Consider the following 16513-nt stretch of genomic DNA (forward strand, 5'->3'; position numbering starts at 1 on the left):
TCGAGAACACAAAGCATATACATTATCCCCGACAATTCGCTGATACCTCGGGTAGGGGTACACGAGGTTTTCTTTCGGACTACACGGCTAGCGACTGCTTCGCTCTCGTTCGACTGACAACTACTGTTCCGACCAGTCGTCCTCGAACAGTTGGTACGCACTAGCGAGATTGAACAGCAGGCCACGCTTTTTTGCCCCGTCATCGAGCGCCTGTGCCGTCGCGTGAACGACCTGCGAGTACTGTATCGTCGCTTCACTCACTTCTGCATGGTCGGAACCGAACTCTTCTTCGGTGAACGCGGCGCGAATCGCGGCGCGTTGATACTGTTCGACCAGTTCGAACAGTTGCCAGTACTCCATTCCGTCCCGGCGCGCGTCCACCATCGCGGAGAGCAGACGGCGCTCGAACCGTGACTCCGGAGATTCCGGCAGTTCCTCGTCGCCCACCCCCAGCGCGGTCAGAATGTCGTCCGTGTCATCCACACCCATGTTCGAAAACTGTGAGGTCACTTCCTTTATTATTTTGGGTGAACGACTCCCGATCGGTCAGCAAAAAGTTACGAGAGGTCTTGGAACGCGCCGACGAAATCGTCGTGGTCGGAGAGCGTTTCCCGTGCGCCATCGACGGAGTTACGAAGCGTTTCGACCTCCGATTGAAGTCTTCGATATTCGTCGTTGTCGGCGAGTTCGTCCGCTGTCTTTTCGGTTTCGAGCACTGCCTTCTTCGAAACCAAAGAGAAGTACTGCTGCATCTGGTCGTCGTATTCGACGCGCGTGAGCATCCCCTCGACGGTCGTGTAGAGGTCGTCTTTGGAAACCGGTTTGACGAGGTAGTCGTCGAACCCCATCTCGATGATGTCGAAGTCGGGTTTGACAGCAGTGACCATCACGACGCGGGAACGCAAATCGCGGCTGCGGAGTTCTGCGAGCACTTCGTCGCCGGACAGACCGGGCATCCGTCGGTCGAGGAGAACGACGTTCACCTCGTCGTCGAGTAGGTCTAGCGCCTCGTGCCCTTCGTAGGCCCGTCGAACATCGAAGGAAACCTCTAGCCACGTCGCATAGAGGTCCGTCACGTCTTTCTCGTCATCGACGACGAGAATCGTTGGTTCGTCAACAGCCATAGTTGATCACAGGTGTCCAAGTTTTTCCAGCGGGGACAGTTTGTTAATGAATCATTCGCCATAGCATCTTTATATCTTGTGGTTACGGAATCCGAGAATAGCTAAATATATTTCGTCGCTTGTGTATATTCTATACGAATATCTCTCACCGAAATAAATAACTAGTTCGGGTTCGAAGTGGGGAACGGAATGTCGAAAACCAGTGGTCGTTTTTGCCGGACGCTCCGGCAGTAACACAACCCCCGAAGAACGATTCGAACGACTTCTCGAACTGCCACCGAGTGCGAAACTCGTCTACCGGGTTCTCCAGGAGAACGCGCCCCAGACCCAGCGACAGGTGCGCGAAGAGGCACTCCTGCCCGCCCGAACGACGCGAGATGCACTGACGAAACTCAAACAACAGGAACTCGTCGCGGAACGACTGTACGTTCCCGACGCGCGAAAGCGCCTCTACGACCCCCTTCCGACGGCTCGACCGGACGACGCCACGGAGTAGCGGTTCGCTTCGAACGAAGCGAACCGCGCCACATCGAACCGCACTACACCGCACCACAGTGTACTCAACGTGCGATTCAGCGTCCTCAAACGATGACTGCTCATTTTTATACCGTAATCGTGCAAAACAGCGACAGGAAACAATAGCGCAACAACTGCTATTTCACGTCGAATCCCCGCAAGAACACGAAAACGCACCGTGTCGGTGCGCAACCTGACTGGGCCTCGGTGACTCGCGCCAACCGCCACCCACTGAAAACTGTACACAACTACCACTATTCGTCATTCGGATTTACTATGCAAGCACGTTATATATGAGACGCAGCGATTCCGCCGACCGCTTCATAATCGGTCGTCGCGTGTACTGTATATAGCACAATGCCGTCGGACGAACAACCGTGGTTGCGAAAGCGACGACCGCGTATCGACCCCCCGTCTCATCGGACGGACCACGACCAGTCGAGCCAGTACGCTCAACTGCAGACCGAACTGGAAACCCTTCGACAGCGTCTCGCCGAAACGGAGGCCAGATTGGCATCGCTCGAAGCGGAGTGTGAACGTCGAGAACGACTCGTCAGAGCGTGTTCGATGTGCGGGCGCGTCAGTACTCGACCGGGGCCGGGAGCAGTCTGTCCGCACTGTGAGCACGGAACGCTTCATCGCGTGTGAGGACGAACTACCGCCAACGGCGGGAGTTCGCCGCACAATAGAGGGCTTCCTACCGTGTCCCCGAAAGACCGCTGACGTTCTGCTGGAGTCGAATCGTCGCCGTCAGCAAGAACGCGCCGATCATCACGAGGAAGACGTTTTCGATGCTCCGAATCACGAGCAACTCCACTCCGAGAAGAACATCCAACGCGAGGCCGAGCAGCCCGGAGCAGACGAGCACCGGAAGCAGATGTCTGCGGAGCGTATCGACCGAACTTTTTCGAACCACTGACTCGAACGGCGGACTTCTCATCGAATCTGAGGAAACCGTTATGCGATAACAGGTGGTTGCTAGCATGAGACATGAAAAAGCTCATCAACGACCCATCCGCCGTGGTTGACGAGATGCTTGACGGAATGCTTTCCGCGCACCCGGACGAACTCCGGCGACTGCCGGACACGAACGTTCTCGTCCGAAAAGACGCTCCCGTTTCGGACAAAGTCGCGGTCGTCAGCGGTGGCGGAAGTGGCCACGAACCGACCCACGCCGGATACCTTGGGCCGGGAATGCTGGACGGGGCGGCGGCAGGCGAGGTGTTCACCTCGCCGACCGCCGACGAAATCAGCGAGATGATTCAAGCCTGCGATTCCGGAAAAGGGGTCTTGAACGTCGTCAAAAACTACGAGGGCGACGTGATGAACTTCGAAACCGCGGGCGAATTGGCCGAGATGGAATCCGACGTGGAGGTCGCCGAAGTCGTCGTCAACGACGACGTGGCGGTCGAGGACTCGCTCTACACCTCGGGACGACGCGGCGTCTGCGGCACGATTTTGGTTCACAAAGTCGCGGGCGCGATGGCCGACAGCGGCGAAGATTTGGACGAGGTACAGCGCGTCGCGGAGAAAGTAATCGACAACGTGGCGACGATGGGAACCGCCCTGACTTCCTGTATCACGCCCGAAAAAGGTGAACCGACCTTCGACCTCGCGGAGGACGAAATCGAACTCGGCATCGGCATCCACGGTGAACCCGGCGTCGAACGCGTCGAAATGATGTCGGCGGACGAGATTACGGAACGACTGACTGAACAGGTGTTGGACGACCTCTCGCCCGACTCCGGCGCGGAAGTCCTCACCATCGTCAACGGAATGGGCGGCACGCTGCTTTCCGAACTGTACATCGTGAACCGCAAACTCCAGTCGATGATGGACGAGCGCGATTTGACGACGTGGGACGCGTGGGTCGGCGACTACATGACCTCGCTCGACATGCAGGGCTGTTCGGTGACGGTGTTGGTGCTGGACGACGAACTGAAGGCGTTGTTGTCGCATCCGGCCGAAACGCCAGCGTTGACGGTGTCGTAGGGGTCGAGAGAGCGACTTTTTGTTCAGTATTGGATAGAAAGCAGACGTGCCGAAATACGGTAAAAATAATAAATGTATTACCTGATGTTCTCTCATGCTCCTATTTGGGCCAGTTCAAAATAGTTCTGAATTATTCCTCATTTATGTCCTATTGGGTATCTTTTCACTACTAACCATCCTATTTTGGGGAAAATTAGCACTTTTGCTCGCCGCTGTCCCCGGGTGATATCGAGAAGGAAAAGAAAGCGCGAGAAGTTCAGCAGACGAGGAAAACGACGAATAATCTGTGTACTTCGCCCGGTGAAATTTCCACATGGTTGTCAGTATCGTCTACCCTCCCGGGAGAAATCTTTACCCCTCCCGCCGCGTGCTACCACACCATAGATGGGAACCACCGAGCAAGAAGCAGTCCGCGCGGCAATCGAACGCATCGCAGACCGGATGGCCGACGAAAAGGAGTACCTGACCGACCTCGACTCCGCCATCGGCGACGCAGACCACGGAGCGAACATGAACCGCGGCTTTCGGGCGGTTCACGAAAAAATCGAGGGGATGGACGACGCGCCGCCCGCCGAACTCGTCAAAACGGTCGGGATAACCCTCGTCTCCGAAGTCGGCGGGGCCGCTGGGCCGCTGTACGGCGGGTCGTTCATGACCGCCAGCGCGGAACTCGAAGACGGAGTCACGGCGGAATCGAGCGTGGCGTTCGCCGAGGCGTTTCTGGAAAAAGTGAAAGACCGGGGCGACGCACCCGTCGGCGCGAAAACGATGGTCGATGCCATCACGCCCGCGGTTCACACCTATAAGAAATCCATCGAGGAAGACGACCTCGAACCGGTAGAAGCGCTGACGAAAGCGGTTGACGCCTGCGAGCGCGGCGTGAACTTCACGACGCCGATTCGGGCGACGAAAGGGAGAGCCTCCTATCTGGGTTGGCGCTCCGTCGGCCACCAAGACCCCGGCGCGACGAGCACGCTGTTCATCGTGGAAGCGATTCGGGAAACCGCGGTCGAGTATCTGGGCGACGGCGACCTCGAACCGGATGCCACCTCGCCGACGGTGCCGGACGAAGCGCCCGCGGAAGCGAAGGACGATGAGGAAGCGGGAGGAGCGGAGGAGAAAAACGAAACGCAGGAGGACGCATAGATGGTCGGACTCGTCGTCGTTTCACACAGCGAGCGCGCCGCCGAGGGAATCCGAGAAATCGCCGCCGAAATGGCTGGCGACACGCAAATCGAAGCGGTCGGTGGCGACGGAGACGGCGGCATCGGAACCAACGCGACGGACATTCAGGAGACGATTGACTCGATTTCCGATGGAGAAGCAGCCGTATTGGTTGACCTCGGAAGCGCGGTGATGAACGCCGAACTCGCCATCGAGATGTCGGACAACGACGCGAAAATCGCGGACGCGCCGGTTCTGGAGGGCGCGGTCAACGCCGCTGTTTCGGCAACCAGTCCCAAAGCGACCCTCGATTCCGTGCTGGAAGCGGCGGAGGAAGCGGGCGAGATTTCGAAGGTGTAGAAAATGGATGATATTAAATTCTATGGTAAGACATCTCGATAGAGAAGGGATCTCCAATATCTTACCAAGATTTTTGTCACATAAACGACCATCTGTATTCAATGAAGAGGTTTGGAGCCAAAGACGAACTTCTCGAACGCTCACTCGATATTGATGCTGAGGAGTTTGAACACTTGAGTAAGATTCTCGTTGAGCAGGTAGAGCGAACGAACGAAATAGAACTGACTCCTTTTCATGGTGACGGAGGTATCGACATCCGCGGTTCCATTGGACAAGATTTCTACTGGGCTCGCTTCGGCGTGCAAGTCAAGCAATATACGAGGAATGTAGGGAGTCCATCAATGCGAAGTTTCGTTGGTGCGCTCCGTTCTCACAACTATCAATTCGGGAGCTTCATCACTTCATCTGAGTTCAACTCGGGTGCAGTAGAAGTGGCGGAGGGAGAGTTATCCCACCCGATTAAGCTTATCGACCGTGACCGACTGACCGAAATAATGCTGAACCATGAACTGGGTGTAGTTCACATCGGTGATGAGTACGAAATCGATGAAGATTTCTGGGACTTGTTCGGTACTTCAACTGGCGACAATCTCGTAAAATCGGATGCGGTTCCACAGGCAGATTCCTTTGATGTCATCGAACTCGTGATGCAAGGACTTGATGAGGGGTATCGGTTCAAATATGAACTTTTGGAATACATGAAGGCTAAGACAGGAAAGGACTGGACACCGCGACAAGCAGATTACTATCCACAGGCGGCATGGGCGCTTGGGTATGTTCACAAGAATACAGAGGGAGAGTATGATGGTCGTCAGATGCGGCAGTGGAGCTTAACTCGAGACGGCGAGGAATACCTGACGTACTTGCGGGATGGTGACGAAGATATTGCCAGAGAAAGTCTGCTGAAACATATCCAGAAAGCAGATATCATTCAGAGCGTGTTGGAACGTCTACGTGAAGAGAGTCCGCTCTCACACGACGAACTTGGTGAGATAATCGAAAAAGAGAGTGAACTGAACGACACGACCGCTAATCGCCGACGTGGTACTGTTGGTAAATGGCTCAATGTGCTCCCCGAAGTTCGGCAATCTCGTGACGGTCAAACATACAAATACGAATATCTTGCGAAAAACATGAGCGACTACTGAGGTTACGTTTGACCGGTATCGGTCTCTACGAATTGGTCAAGGTAGGCGGTTTTCTCACGTCGATTGTCTTCGGGTACGTTGGTTACGATAATTTCGCCGACCTTTCCTCGCCCTTCGCCGTCGGAGTTTATGTGGCGTTTCGCACCGACATCGTGGACTCGAAACTCGTCGAGATACTGGTACAGATCTCGCATCGGGGGAGAATTGGAGACAACGACATGAGCGCCGATTTCGTTTAACTCGACTGCGACCTCGCTGAGTCGTTCTTGTTCCTCTGTATCGAACTCCTTCGAGGAATACTCCACGAAGCTCGATGTATGACTGACTGGCTCGTATGGAGGATCGAAGTACACGAGGTCGTCTTCGGTAGCGTGGTCAAGAACATACGAGAAGTCCCCATAGTAGATCCCTATGTCTGCTAAGGCCCGAGATGCGTTCATGATTCGAGAGGCCTGTACCCAATCTGCGCTGGAATGGCGGCCAATTGGAACGTTAAACTCGCCACTGTTGTTTTCCCTGTAAAGACCATTATAGCACGTACGGTTGAGATACATGAGGAGTGCGGCTTCTTCTACCTCATCATACTCTTCTCCGTTTGGTCTCCGGTTGTATAGTTCGCGCTGTTGGTAGTAGTACTGGTCAACTTCCTTTCCTTTGCGGTTCGCCTTCGAAAACTTACGGTTAGGGTCTGGATCGGATTCTGGGCCGTCAAATTCTTCCAGCACCTCGATAAGTGCATTCGGTGAGTCACGAACGACGCGATAGAATGACATCAGTCGTTCGTTTATGTCATTTATTGTACCACTGCTGTGTGGCCCTGTTTTGAAAAAGAGCGCACCCCCACCGAAAAAAGGCTCGTGGTAGGCGTCTACATCAGACTCAGGCGGAAAGCACGCACGTATTTCGTGTAGTATTTGGCGCTTCCCGCCTGCCCATTTGAGAACCGGCTCAGCCATCTTACTGAAGATTGTTTCTCCAAGCCCTATAAACGTCCCCCAACCGTTTCGAAAGTAGAAATCCCACACTCCATGAGATGAGTGCGAGCAGACCGATAGCTGCTAGAACTTTCCGATCTACAATTGGTGTGTTATGTCATGACTCTCTAATTTCGCACGTAACTGTTAACAAGTCAGTCTTCATCCAAAATGGGTAGAGGGGGGTTGAAGAACTTGCTCTTCTTTCGGTTCACTATTAGTCAGTACCATCTACTAATATTCAAATCTAAAGAATATATCCCATCTCTACTTTTCCACCTTCCTCACCTCCTCTCGCGTTTCGACTGACAGCACCTGCTCCGCAAGTTCTTCTGCCTCCTTCGAATCCGTTTCTCGAACCCGACTTTTTACCTCCGGCACAGTCACGGCGCTCATGCTCAACTCATCCAGTCCAAAGCCGACCAGCAGTTCCGTCAGGTCTGGGTCACCGGCCATCTCGCCGCACATGCCGACCCACGCGCCGCCGTCGTGGCCAGCGGAAATCGTCCGGTGAATCGCCCGCAAAACCGGCGGGTGAAGCGGGTCGTGCAGATCTGCGACCTGCTCGTTCTCGCGGGAAGCCGCCATCACGTACTGCGTGAGGTCGTTGGTTCCGATGCTGAGGAAATCGACTCGTTCGGCGAGCGACTCCGCCATGAACACAGACCCCGGCGTCTCTATCATCACGCCGAGTTCCGGAACCTCGTACTCGATTCCATCCTCGTCCAACGCTTTTGCAACCTGCTCGACGCGGGCGAGTGCGGCGTCGAGTTCTTCGACGTGGGAGACGAGCGGAAACATCACGGCGAGGTTTCCCTCTGTCCCGGCGCGGAGCAGTGCGCGGAGTTGCGTTTCGAACAGGTCGGCGTCGGTTCCGAGCGAGCGCCGAATCCCGCGGTCGCCCAAAAACGGGTTGTCTTCTTCGGGCGTGTCGAGGTACGAAATCGGTTTGTCCCCCCCGATGTCGAGGGTTCGGACGATGACTCGCTCGTTTGAGAAGGTAGACAATGCTTCGACGTATGCGTCGTACTGTTCGTCCTCGTCCGGCGGAGATTCCCGGTCGAGGAACAGAAATTCGGTTCGAAAGAGACCGATGCCGTCTGCGCCCGCTTCGTTCGCCGGGTCGAGTTCGGCGAGGGTGCCGACGTTCGCTGCGACTTCGATTTCGTTCCCGTCTCGGGTTCCGACGTGGTCTGTGATGATTTCGGCTTTTTCGTCGCCTGCTCGTTCTCGGGCAGATTCGTCCGGGTCGATGACCACGAGGCCGTCCGTTCCATCGACCAGCACAGGTCGCCCTTCGGCGATCTGCGCCAGTTCATCGCCGACGCCGACCACGGCGGGAATTCCGAGCGACCGGGCGAAAATCGCGGCGTGCGAGGTTCGTCCGCCGAACACAGTTGCGAATCCGGCGACTGTTTCGGGGTCGAGTTGCGCCGTGTCGCTCGGCCCGAGTCGTTCCGCGAGGAGGATTGTGCCATCAGGAAGGTCGCTGAGGTCGGTGCGGTCGCGGTCGGTCAGAATCCGCAGCAGTCGGTCGCGGATGTCCCGAAGGTCGTCCGCTCGTTCGGCCGTTCGGCCCTCCAACCCTTCGAATTTCGCTATCGGGTCTTCGAACGCCTGTCGAACCGCGTGGGGTGCCGGAAGTCCGTTTTCGATGGCGGTTTCGACGCCCCCGCTAATCGCGGGGTCGTCGAGAAACGCCTTGTGCGCGTCGAAAATTTCTGCTTCGTCGTCGCCGACACGCTCACGCGCTCGCTCGCGCTCGGCGTCTAGTTCCTCGTGGGCGCGTTCGCACGCCGATTCGAACCGCTCTAGTTCGGCGTCGGTATCGACGGTTTTCGGGTCGGGGAGGTCGGACAAATCCGCCGTTCCGCGATACCAAATCACGTTCCCGACTCCGGTTCGGGGCGTCACGCCGACCCCCGATAGTTCGACGGACTCGGCGCTCACGACTCACCCTCCGGCGTCGTGAGAACGTCTTCCAGTGCATCGAGGGCCGATTCCGCGTCCTTTCCCTCGGCGACGAGGTGAACCTCGTCGCCCTGCCGAGCGTCGAGGGTCGTGACGGAAATCATGCTTCCTGCGTTTACCGGGCCGTTTTCCTCGGTGGCGACCGTAATCTCGGCGTCGAACTCGCCCGCGGTGGTGACGAACTTCGCCGCGGGTCGAGCGTGGAGGCCGTCTTCTGGGACGATGGTTACTGTTCGCTCCATGTGGTCTGCTGTGGGTTGAACGGGAACCCGCTTCAGGCTATCGCCGGTTCGAAGTCGGGTTCGACTACTCACCTTTCCAGCGTTTCAGCCCCCACTGTGCTCGCGTGTAGCCGAGCGCGAACAGCACCGTTCCGACCAGCATGAGCGACCCGCCCAGCATCGAATTTTGAACCGGCGCGCTCGGGTCGGAGATGGCAACCAGCATCATTCCAGTTACGAGGACGACGAGTCCGGCAAGCGTTATCGGGTCGAGAAACACCAGTCGAAGGTAGTCGCCGATAGACCCTTTCGACCTTTTTGACCCCTTTGTTTCGTCGGAATCGGACACGGTTGACACCTAACTCCCTCCCGCCGGTCGTTCCTGTTCTTCGTCGTGAACTGCCGGTTCTTCAGGTTCGATATCCTGCTCTTCGAGTTTCTTGACGTATCGCCGTGTCAGCAGGTCGTATAGACCACCGCCGATGATGCCGCCGACGGTCGTGGACGTGGCCGGGAGCCACCATCCGCCGCGCGGGCCGGGGAAGGCGATTTCACCCCATCCGGCGAGATACCCGAAGATTCGTGGACCGAGGTCGCGGGCGGGATTCAGTGCGGCCATACTCACTGGCGCTTCGTACTGCACCAGTGCGGCGACGAGCAGACCGATGAGGGCCGCCGCGAGGCCGGGCGTCGCTCGCGTTCCCATCGGATTCCAGTCGTCCACGAGCGCGAAGATGACCGCGACGAGGATGGCCGTGATGACCACTTCGCTGAAGAACGCTTGCGGAAATGAGACGAGGAACGCTGCCTCTTGAAGCGTCTGGAAATCGCCAACTTTCACGCCTGCGAACACCGGGTTCGGGAAGAACGTCCAGAGGGTCATCCCCGTGATGGAACTGCCCGGTTCGCCACGAACCACGTTGTTCGCCTGACTGAACTGCTGGTAGTAGCCAGACCACGTCACGAACAGCGTCGCGGCGGCGAGAAATGCTCCTGTAGTCTGGGCAACGACGTAGCCTGGAACGTGTTTCCACGGGAAATCGCGCCAGACGGCGTTGGCAATCGTCACCGCCGGGTTGATGTGGCCCTCCGAAACGCCGCCGACCCAGTACACCGCGAACATCACGCCGAATCCCCACAGCACGGCCACGCCGAATAGGTCGAATCCACCCGTCAGCACGGAAACGACGACTGCGCCGTCCCCGAGCAGAATGAGGATGAAGGTTCCGACGAGTTCGTTTACGTATTTCGCTCGCCAGTACTCTTCTGCCATCTCACCCACCTCCTTCCTGCGCCCAGTCGAGAGAACGCTCCACGGCATCGACCCAGCGCTCGTGTTTCCTGTCCGCTTCCTCGCTCGCCATCGACGATTCGAACTCGCGGTCAACCTGCCAGTTGTCCCGGAGGTCGTCCACCGAATCCCAATAGCCGACCGCGAGTCCGGCGGCGTAGGCCGACCCGAGCGCGGTCGTCTCGTCTACGACCGGGCGGACGATGTCCGCCCCCAAAATGTCGGCTTGGAGTTGACAGAGGAAGTTGTTCTTCACCGCGCCGCCATCGACTTTCAGCGACTCGACTTCGATGCCGCTATCGGCTTCCATCGCCTCCGCCACGTCTCGGGTTTGATACGCGACGCTTTCGAGCGTCGCCCGGACGAGATGCTCTTTTCTGGTTCCACGGGTCATCCCCACGACGATGCCGCGAGCGCGTTGGTTCCAATGTGGCGCGCCCAATCCCGTGAATGCAGGAACCATGTACACCCCATCCGTCGAATCGACGCTTCTGGCCATCGACTCGGTTTCCGCCGCGTCGTCGATGAATCCGACATCGACCAACCACTCGATAGCCGCGCCCGTGACAAAAATCGAGCCTTCCAGCGCGTACTGTACCGGTTGTCCGGAACGCTGGAAGCCAACGGTCGTGAGCAGGCCGTGTTCGCTCTCGACCGCTTCCTCGCCCGTATTGAGCAGGAAGAAACTTCCCGTCCCGTAGGTGTTTTTCGCATCCCCTTCGTCGAAGCAGGTCTGCCCGAACAGGGCGGCCTGCTGGTCGCCGAAGGCACCCGCAACCGGAACGTCCGCACCGAGGAATCCTTCGGCGTCTGTCGAACCATACGTATCGTCGTCACTCGATGGCCGAACCTCCGGAAGCATTTCTACCGGAACGCCGAACTCCTCGCAGAGTTCGGCATCCCAGTCCATCTCGTGAATGTCGAACAGCATCGTGCGCGAGGCGTTCGTCACGTCCGTGATGTGCTCTCCTGTCAAATTGTAGATGAGCCACGAGTCAATGGTGCCGAACAGGATTTCACCTTCTTCCGCCCGTTCACGGATGTCCTGCGGTCGCGCGCGCTGGAGTTTTATCGGGTCGGCGTTGTCGAGCAACCATTCGGCTTTCGTCGCCGAGAAGTAGGCGTCCGGTTCGAGGCCGGTTTTCGACCGAACCATCTCGACTTTGCCTTCGTCCTCGATTTGCTCCACTCGGTCTGTGGTTCGCCTGTCCTGCCAGACGATGGCGTTGTGGACTGGTCTGCCGGAATCTTTGTCCCACAACAGCGTCGTCTCGCGCTGGTTGGTGATGCCGATTGCTTCTAACTGGTCAGCGGAGCAATCGGCGTCCGAAAGCGCGCTCGTGACGACGTCCTGTGTGTTCTCCCAGATTTCGAGCGGGTCGTGTTCGACCCAGCCCGGTTCCGGATAGTTCTGTTCGTGTTTCTCGTAGGCGCTGGCGACGACCCGACCGTCGTGGTCGAACAGCATGAACCGCGTGCCGGTCGTTCCTTGGTCTATCGCGCCGACGTATGTGTCCGTCATTGTTCCCCCATTCAGTGTGCCGGTTTTCCCCCCTCCCCGCACACCTCGTCAGACACACGGCACGAAGAATAATTAGTTTTCCCACCAATTTCGCCGGATTAGCTCGCGTCGGCGATTCGGTCGTACTGTTCCGCCGAAAGCTCAATATCGGCGGCACCGACGTTTTCTTCCAACTGCTCCGTCGTTCGTGCCCCGACGATTGGAATGCAGGAAAAGTCGCGCTGTTGGACGAGCCATCGAAGCGCGACCTGTGCGGGCGTCGCATCGAGCTCGTCCGCGATGGACTGGATTTCGTCCAACACCTGCCAGCCATCCTCGGACATGTAGTAGTCCTCGAATCGGTCGGTGATGTCGCCGCGAGAGCCTTCCGGAACCTCGCCGTCGCGGTCGTATTTCCCGGTCAGGAACCCGCCCGCCAGTGGCGAATACGGGCAGACCGCGATGTCTTGGTCGGCACAGACGTCGAGATAATCCTCCACGTCACCACCCGCCGCGGCGTGATACATCGGCTGGGTCACGTCGAACCGTGCGAAATCGTTCACGTCGCTCTCCCAGAGCGCCTTGGTCAACTGCCACGCCGCCATCGAACTCGCGCCCAAATAGTTCACCTTTCCATCCTCTACGAGGCCGTTCAGGGTCGAAAGCGTCTCCTCGATTGGCGTTTCCTCGTCCCACCGGTGGATGTAGTACAGGTCGAGGTAGTCGGTTCCGAGTCGGTCGAGTGTCCCCTGAATCTGTTTTTGGATGTGCTTGCGCGAGAGGCCGCGTCCGTTCGGGTTGTCGCTGTCGAACGGGAAGTAGACCTTCGAGGCGATGACGAAGTCCTCGCGGTCGTAGTCCGCGAGCCAATCGCCTATCCACTCTTCGCTGGTTCCGTTCGGGTCGCCGTAGACGTTCGCGGTGTCGATGAAGTTGATGCCGTTTTCCCACGCTGTATCGAGCAAATCGTGGGCCGTCTTGCGGTCGGTTTCGACCGTGCCGTTGGATTCCTTGGCGAATCGCCACGTACCGAAACAGAGTTCCGAGACTTTCGTACCGGTTGCACCGAGTGTTCTGTACTCCATGCACGGGAGTCGTCGGGAAGGGAGGTAAAAGTCGGGAAAGCGGTGAGATGTGGCCTCGTGTTTTTCCGCTATCCTGAATATTCCTTCCGCAGAACCACGTCATCACTCGCATTCCGAACGGTAATCGTATCGTCGCCGTTGTTCCAAACCGCACCATCAGACCCCCAGTACAGTTCGGATTCCGAATCAGAACCACTTCCGGTGTAGAGCGTGACCCTCGCGCCCGATTCCAGCGAAGTGCCGGACGGAACGCGGTAGGTATGGTCTGCCTCGTCCGAAACCGTCCATCCCGAAATGTCGAGAGCGTCGTTTCCGCTGTTTCGTAGGACGATGTACTCGTCGTTCAGGTTCTCGTGGTCGTTGCCTTCTGCATCGGCGTGAATCTGGGCGATGGTGAGGCCAGTCGTGCCACTACTGCCATCCGTGGTTTGGGAACTACCCGAACCGCCCGAACCATCTCTACACGCCCACAATCCGACTTTCTCCTGCTGAGCCTCCGATTCAGCGGAATAGAATCGCTCGCGCTGTTCGAACTTGCTGTCGTAGACGCGGGCGTAGCCCTGCTTTACCAACTGATAGTTGAACGACTTCCCGTCGTCGCGGATGTACACCAGCAGTCGGTCGTACCTGTCGCGGGGGCCTTCGTTCGGGTCGAAAGAAATCGTCACCTGCTCGTCCGCGAGTTCGCTCCGCGCGAACTCGCTCGCTTTGTGGCCCCAGTCGCGCAGGCAGGTCGCTCCGGATTCGTCGTTCGGGACGCCTTCGAACTCCTCGGGGTCGTTTGCGGTGTGCACCTCGGGTGTGTCCACGCCGAGCAGTCTGGCCGTCTCCTGCGTTCCGTTCCGGTATTCGAACTCCACCGTGTCGCCATCCACGATTCTCGTGATGGTGACCGTCCACGCTTCGCCTGTTGTTTCTCCGGCGCTCTGGTCGCCCGTTTCGCCTGCGGGAGCGTTCGTCTGCGTCGTCGAAGACGGCACAGACGAACAGCCTGCGAGGACGACTGCCGAGACGAGGCACACGACCAAAAGCGACGACTTGAGAGACACGATATTGAAACGGTGCCGTTCCCGATTAAATCTATGTCTTCGTGCGTTTTTCCCCGAGAATCATTTATCTGATTGCACGGCGTTACTGCTTCTATGCGTTCCATTCGCATCGAGCGCGCCATCAGTCGCGCTCGTCACGCCGCAATCGGCGGGGCAATCGGTGGTGGACTCGGAGGACTAATCAACAGCAGAGCGGCGAGTACCGGCGGTGCCATCGGCGCGTTCGTCGGCGCAGTAGTCGGGGAAAAACGTCCGGCCGCACGCGCCAAGTTCGAAATCGCCAAAGAACGAGGACAAAAGCGCGTCGAACGAGTTCGGCGATAACTCGCCGAACTCGGCGGGCAAGGTTGCTGAAAATCGTGTCACACCCGATGCAAATCGAAGTTTCAGTTCTTTTTCTCGCCGATACCGAGGAACGCGAGTGCCGCACCCGCGAGCGCGACGTTTTTCAGGAAGTGATTTTTCTCGTTCTGGCGCTCTTGGCCATCGTGGCTCCAGAAGTCGTGTATCGTCGGGGTGACGCCCGCGAAGAACGCGACGATGGAACTGGCCGCGAGGGCGGGGAATCGCCAGATGCTGATACCGACCCCGCCGAGAAGTAGCAGTCCGTGCGAGGAGACGACAGACTCTTCCGGCATCGGGATTCCCTTCGATTCGGCGTAGCCTGCCTGTGCGTCGATGTCTCTCAGGCCGGAGATAGCAGTGAACACGATAACGCCGCCGTACAGCAGTCTGGCGACCCTGAACGCAGTCGATTTTGAAACGTCATTCTCGGACGTGTCGTCAATTGCTTCGCACATACTCACACGCAGTACACAAACCAAGTTATAGACGACGGCTGCATGATTCGGTTACGCTTGTGTCCCTTGCAGACACAGGTGTTACCGCGACTTTCCCGTGGGGCTATCTCATTTCCACTTGATGGAACAGCCGCGGGAGGGCAAGAACTCAAGCTCCACGTCCTCGCTCGCCAGCACGGATTCGATTGCGTCGTGGATGTGAAACTCGGTGGGTTCGTCGTCGGGGTTCAGTGCGTCGTCCAGTCGGCCGTGATACGCGAGGGTGAACTCATCGGCTCGCGGCTCGTCACCGCTCGCCCGTTCCGAGGCGCGTTGTGCCTCGTGTCCTTCGTTGCGAAGGAGGAACGGGTCGGGGGTACAGACCGCGCCGTAGGCCGTGGCCACTTCCTGTGTCTCGTCGTGGAGGTAAGCGTCGTACTGAAGCGTACCTTCCTCGACCCACTCCTGCATGGCCTCGAAAGAGTCGTCCGGATACTCTTCAGCGTCGTTCGAGTTCACGCCGACGACGGCCACCTCGTCGTACTCCGCCGCGATGTCGTTTAGTAGGTCGAACTTCGCCTGCGCGTAGGGACAGTGATTGCAGGTAAACACCAGCAGAACTGCCTCGTACTCCGTGAAATCGCCGAGGCTGTATGTTTCCCCGTCGGTGCCACGAAGTTCGAAGTTCGGCACCGGGTCGCCGCGCTCGATTTCGGCCTCGGATTCTTTCATTACCATGCCAAGGGATTGCTCACCGAGCCTAAAAATACGTTTTCCCCGGTTCGGCCTTCTTGACCGCTTCGACCGCGACTGTTCGGCCTCGATTATTCGACTTCGATTTCGACGACGTCGTCGTTGTTTTCGAACCCATCGCCCCACGGTTCCTCGGCGAGGTCGTTCAACACCAGTTCGAGGTTGCGCTTGTTCGCCTTCCATACCGCGTCCACGATGCCGCCGACTATCGGAATCGTCCCGCCGACCACGTCGATGGCGATGTTCGCAATCATCCGCAACAGCGTGGTGAACGAGACGCCCAACCACGCCGCTTCGACGACGATGTACAGCGAGAGTCCGGCGCTGATGACGTCGCCGACCCCCGGAAGCGCGCCGAGAATCGGATCGATTCCGACGCGAAAGTCGGTTCCCGGGACGCGAACGAGGTCGTCGAACACTCTCGCAACGGTTCGCATCCGCTCGATTGCGGCCCGATTGACGGTGTCGGGGAGTTCGCCGTCGAAGTCGAACTCGTCCGCTAAATCGTCTCTGTCGGTGTTCATGCAGGCTACTGTTTCCGGAATACAATAAATCCGATGGCGGATGCGTTTCGAATCTCACGAC

21 protein-coding genes are annotated in these 16513 nt (G+C 57.8%); 7 read left to right on the forward strand and 14 right to left on the reverse strand.

Features of this window, described 5'->3' with window-relative positions; all coding sequences use genetic code 11:
• Window positions 1-120: 120 nt before the first annotated feature.
• Entirely contained in the window at window positions 121-489 is a 369-nt protein-coding gene (locus HL45_RS16035; RefSeq protein ID WP_049972204.1) for a hypothetical protein, read from the reverse strand.
• A 68-nt stretch (window positions 490-557) separates the two neighbouring features.
• Window positions 558-1124: a HalX domain-containing protein gene (locus HL45_RS16040; protein WP_049972205.1), complete on the reverse strand. Its 567-nt coding sequence runs from the start codon at window positions 1122-1124 to the stop codon at window positions 558-560.
• A gap of 202 nt (window positions 1125-1326) precedes the next feature.
• Here HL45_RS16040 and HL45_RS16045 point away from each other — a divergent pair, with 202 nt between their 5' ends.
• Both HL45_RS16045 and HL45_RS16050 read left to right on the forward strand, forming a co-directional pair.
• Window positions 1327-1620 (forward strand): hypothetical protein, encoded by a 294-nt coding sequence (locus HL45_RS16045; protein WP_049972206.1) that lies wholly within the window; start codon window positions 1327-1329, stop codon window positions 1618-1620.
• A 377-nt stretch (window positions 1621-1997) separates the two neighbouring features.
• Window positions 1998-2288 (forward strand): hypothetical protein, encoded by a 291-nt coding sequence (locus HL45_RS16050; RefSeq protein ID WP_049972207.1) that lies wholly within the window; start codon window positions 1998-2000, stop codon window positions 2286-2288.
• 49 nt (window positions 2289-2337) lie between these two features.
• Here the strand turns inward: HL45_RS16050 and HL45_RS16055 are convergent, their stop codons facing one another.
• Window positions 2338-2580 (reverse strand): hypothetical protein, encoded by a 243-nt coding sequence (locus tag HL45_RS16055; RefSeq protein WP_049972208.1) that lies wholly within the window; start codon window positions 2578-2580, stop codon window positions 2338-2340.
• Window positions 2581-2630: 50 nt separating this feature from the next.
• On the opposite strand from HL45_RS16055, the gene dhaK reads away from it, so the two are divergent.
• The 4 genes from dhaK to HL45_RS16075 all read left to right on the forward strand — a co-directional run bounded on the left by dhaK (window position 2631) and on the right by HL45_RS16075 (window position 6304).
• Complete coding sequence (dhaK, locus tag HL45_RS16060) at window positions 2631-3632, forward strand: dihydroxyacetone kinase subunit DhaK (protein ID WP_049972209.1); 1002 nt, start codon at window positions 2631-2633, stop codon at window positions 3630-3632.
• Window positions 3633-4016: 384 nt separating this feature from the next.
• Complete coding sequence (gene dhaL, locus HL45_RS16065) at window positions 4017-4778, forward strand: dihydroxyacetone kinase subunit DhaL (protein WP_049972210.1); 762 nt, start codon at window positions 4017-4019, stop codon at window positions 4776-4778.
• Window positions 4779-5156, forward strand: a complete 378-nt coding sequence (dhaM, locus tag HL45_RS16070; RefSeq protein WP_049972211.1) for a dihydroxyacetone kinase phosphoryl donor subunit DhaM — start codon at window positions 4779-4781, stop codon at window positions 5154-5156.
• Window positions 5157-5257: 101 nt separating this feature from the next.
• Window positions 5258-6304, forward strand: a complete 1047-nt coding sequence (locus HL45_RS16075) for a restriction endonuclease (RefSeq protein ID WP_049972212.1) — start codon at window positions 5258-5260, stop codon at window positions 6302-6304.
• A gap of 2 nt (window positions 6305-6306) precedes the next feature.
• On the opposite strand, the gene HL45_RS16080 is transcribed toward HL45_RS16075, so the two are convergent.
• The 8 genes from HL45_RS16080 to HL45_RS16115 all read right to left on the reverse strand — a co-directional run bounded on the left by HL45_RS16080 (window position 6307) and on the right by HL45_RS16115 (window position 14396).
• Window positions 6307-7260, reverse strand: coding sequence for a DNA adenine methylase (locus tag HL45_RS16080; RefSeq protein WP_049972213.1), 954 nt, complete (start codon window positions 7258-7260; stop codon window positions 6307-6309).
• Window positions 7261-7545: 285 nt separating this feature from the next.
• On the reverse strand, window positions 7546-9228 hold the full coding sequence (ptsP, locus tag HL45_RS16085; RefSeq protein WP_049972214.1) for a phosphoenolpyruvate--protein phosphotransferase: 1683 nt from the start codon (window positions 9226-9228) through the stop codon (window positions 7546-7548).
• Window positions 9225-9491 (reverse strand): HPr family phosphocarrier protein, encoded by a 267-nt coding sequence (locus HL45_RS16090; protein ID WP_049972215.1) that lies wholly within the window; start codon window positions 9489-9491, stop codon window positions 9225-9227. The genes ptsP and HL45_RS16090 overlap by 4 nt, the downstream gene beginning before the upstream one ends.
• 64 nt (window positions 9492-9555) lie before the next feature.
• A complete protein-coding gene (locus tag HL45_RS16095; RefSeq protein ID WP_233274817.1) occupies window positions 9556-9828 on the reverse strand; it encodes a hypothetical protein in 273 nt (90 codons plus the stop codon).
• Entirely contained in the window at window positions 9829-10743 is a 915-nt protein-coding gene (locus tag HL45_RS16100) for an MIP/aquaporin family protein (RefSeq protein ID WP_233274818.1), read from the reverse strand.
• Between the two features lies 1 nt (window position 10744).
• Entirely contained in the window at window positions 10745-12283 is a 1539-nt protein-coding gene (glpK, locus tag HL45_RS16105; protein ID WP_049972217.1) for a glycerol kinase GlpK, read from the reverse strand.
• A 98-nt stretch (window positions 12284-12381) separates the two neighbouring features.
• A complete protein-coding gene (locus HL45_RS16110; RefSeq protein WP_049972218.1) occupies window positions 12382-13347 on the reverse strand; it encodes an aldo/keto reductase in 966 nt (321 codons plus the stop codon).
• 68 nt (window positions 13348-13415) lie between these two features.
• Complete coding sequence (locus HL45_RS16115) at window positions 13416-14396, reverse strand: lamin tail domain-containing protein (RefSeq protein ID WP_233274819.1); 981 nt, start codon at window positions 14394-14396, stop codon at window positions 13416-13418.
• A gap of 93 nt (window positions 14397-14489) precedes the next feature.
• Between HL45_RS16115 and HL45_RS16120 the strand changes: the two genes are divergently transcribed.
• Window positions 14490-14720 (forward strand): hypothetical protein, encoded by a 231-nt coding sequence (locus tag HL45_RS16120; protein WP_049972220.1) that lies wholly within the window; start codon window positions 14490-14492, stop codon window positions 14718-14720.
• A 62-nt stretch (window positions 14721-14782) separates the two neighbouring features.
• Here HL45_RS16120 and HL45_RS16125 read toward each other — a convergent pair whose 3' ends face one another.
• From HL45_RS16125 to HL45_RS16135, 3 genes are all read right to left on the reverse strand, one after another.
• A complete protein-coding gene (locus HL45_RS16125; protein ID WP_233274820.1) occupies window positions 14783-15196 on the reverse strand; it encodes a DoxX family protein in 414 nt (137 codons plus the stop codon).
• A 108-nt stretch (window positions 15197-15304) separates the two neighbouring features.
• Complete coding sequence (locus HL45_RS16130; protein ID WP_211250884.1) at window positions 15305-15913, reverse strand: thioredoxin family protein; 609 nt, start codon at window positions 15911-15913, stop codon at window positions 15305-15307.
• 86 nt (window positions 15914-15999) lie between these two features.
• On the reverse strand, window positions 16000-16452 hold the full coding sequence (locus HL45_RS16135; protein ID WP_049972221.1) for a DUF4112 domain-containing protein: 453 nt from the start codon (window positions 16450-16452) through the stop codon (window positions 16000-16002).
• Window positions 16453-16513 lie beyond the last annotated feature (61 nt).

This window comes from Haladaptatus cibarius D43, assembly GCF_000710615.1.
GTDB classification, from domain to species: Archaea; Halobacteriota; Halobacteria; order Halobacteriales; family Haladaptataceae; genus Haladaptatus; species Haladaptatus cibarius.

What these genes read in the sequence shown, in the direction of transcription:
- HL45_RS16100 (WP_233274818.1), bottom strand. Translation starts at nt 10,743, where the DNA reads ATGGCAGAAGAGTACTGGCGAGCGAAATACGTAAACGAACTCGTCGGA.
- dhaK (WP_049972209.1), top strand. Translation starts at nt 2,631, where the DNA reads ATGAAAAAGCTCATCAACGACCCATCCGCCGTGGTTGACGAGATGCTT.
- HL45_RS16135 (WP_049972221.1), bottom strand. Translation starts at nt 16,452, where the DNA reads ATGAACACCGACAGAGACGATTTAGCGGACGAGTTCGACTTCGACGGC.
- HL45_RS16120 (WP_049972220.1), top strand. Translation starts at nt 14,490, where the DNA reads ATGCGTTCCATTCGCATCGAGCGCGCCATCAGTCGCGCTCGTCACGCC.
- HL45_RS16075 (WP_049972212.1), top strand. Translation starts at nt 5,258, where the DNA reads ATGAAGAGGTTTGGAGCCAAAGACGAACTTCTCGAACGCTCACTCGAT.
- dhaM (WP_049972211.1), top strand. Translation starts at nt 4,779, where the DNA reads ATGGTCGGACTCGTCGTCGTTTCACACAGCGAGCGCGCCGCCGAGGGA.
- HL45_RS16035 (WP_049972204.1), bottom strand. Translation starts at nt 489, where the DNA reads ATGGGTGTGGATGACACGGACGACATTCTGACCGCGCTGGGGGTGGGC.
- HL45_RS16110 (WP_049972218.1), bottom strand. Translation starts at nt 13,347, where the DNA reads ATGGAGTACAGAACACTCGGTGCAACCGGTACGAAAGTCTCGGAACTC.
- glpK (WP_049972217.1), bottom strand. Translation starts at nt 12,283, where the DNA reads ATGACGGACACATACGTCGGCGCGATAGACCAAGGAACGACCGGCACG.
- dhaL (WP_049972210.1), top strand. Translation starts at nt 4,017, where the DNA reads ATGGGAACCACCGAGCAAGAAGCAGTCCGCGCGGCAATCGAACGCATC.
- HL45_RS16090 (WP_049972215.1), bottom strand. Translation starts at nt 9,491, where the DNA reads ATGGAGCGAACAGTAACCATCGTCCCAGAAGACGGCCTCCACGCTCGA.
- HL45_RS16130 (WP_211250884.1), bottom strand. Translation starts at nt 15,913, where the DNA reads ATGGTAATGAAAGAATCCGAGGCCGAAATCGAGCGCGGCGACCCGGTG.
- HL45_RS16040 (WP_049972205.1), bottom strand. Translation starts at nt 1,124, where the DNA reads ATGGCTGTTGACGAACCAACGATTCTCGTCGTCGATGACGAGAAAGAC.
- HL45_RS16125 (WP_233274820.1), bottom strand. Translation starts at nt 15,196, where the DNA reads ATGTGCGAAGCAATTGACGACACGTCCGAGAATGACGTTTCAAAATCG.
- HL45_RS16050 (WP_049972207.1), top strand. Translation starts at nt 1,998, where the DNA reads ATGCCGTCGGACGAACAACCGTGGTTGCGAAAGCGACGACCGCGTATC.
- HL45_RS16080 (WP_049972213.1), bottom strand. Translation starts at nt 7,260, where the DNA reads ATGGCTGAGCCGGTTCTCAAATGGGCAGGCGGGAAGCGCCAAATACTA.
- HL45_RS16055 (WP_049972208.1), bottom strand. Translation starts at nt 2,580, where the DNA reads ATGAGAAGTCCGCCGTTCGAGTCAGTGGTTCGAAAAAGTTCGGTCGAT.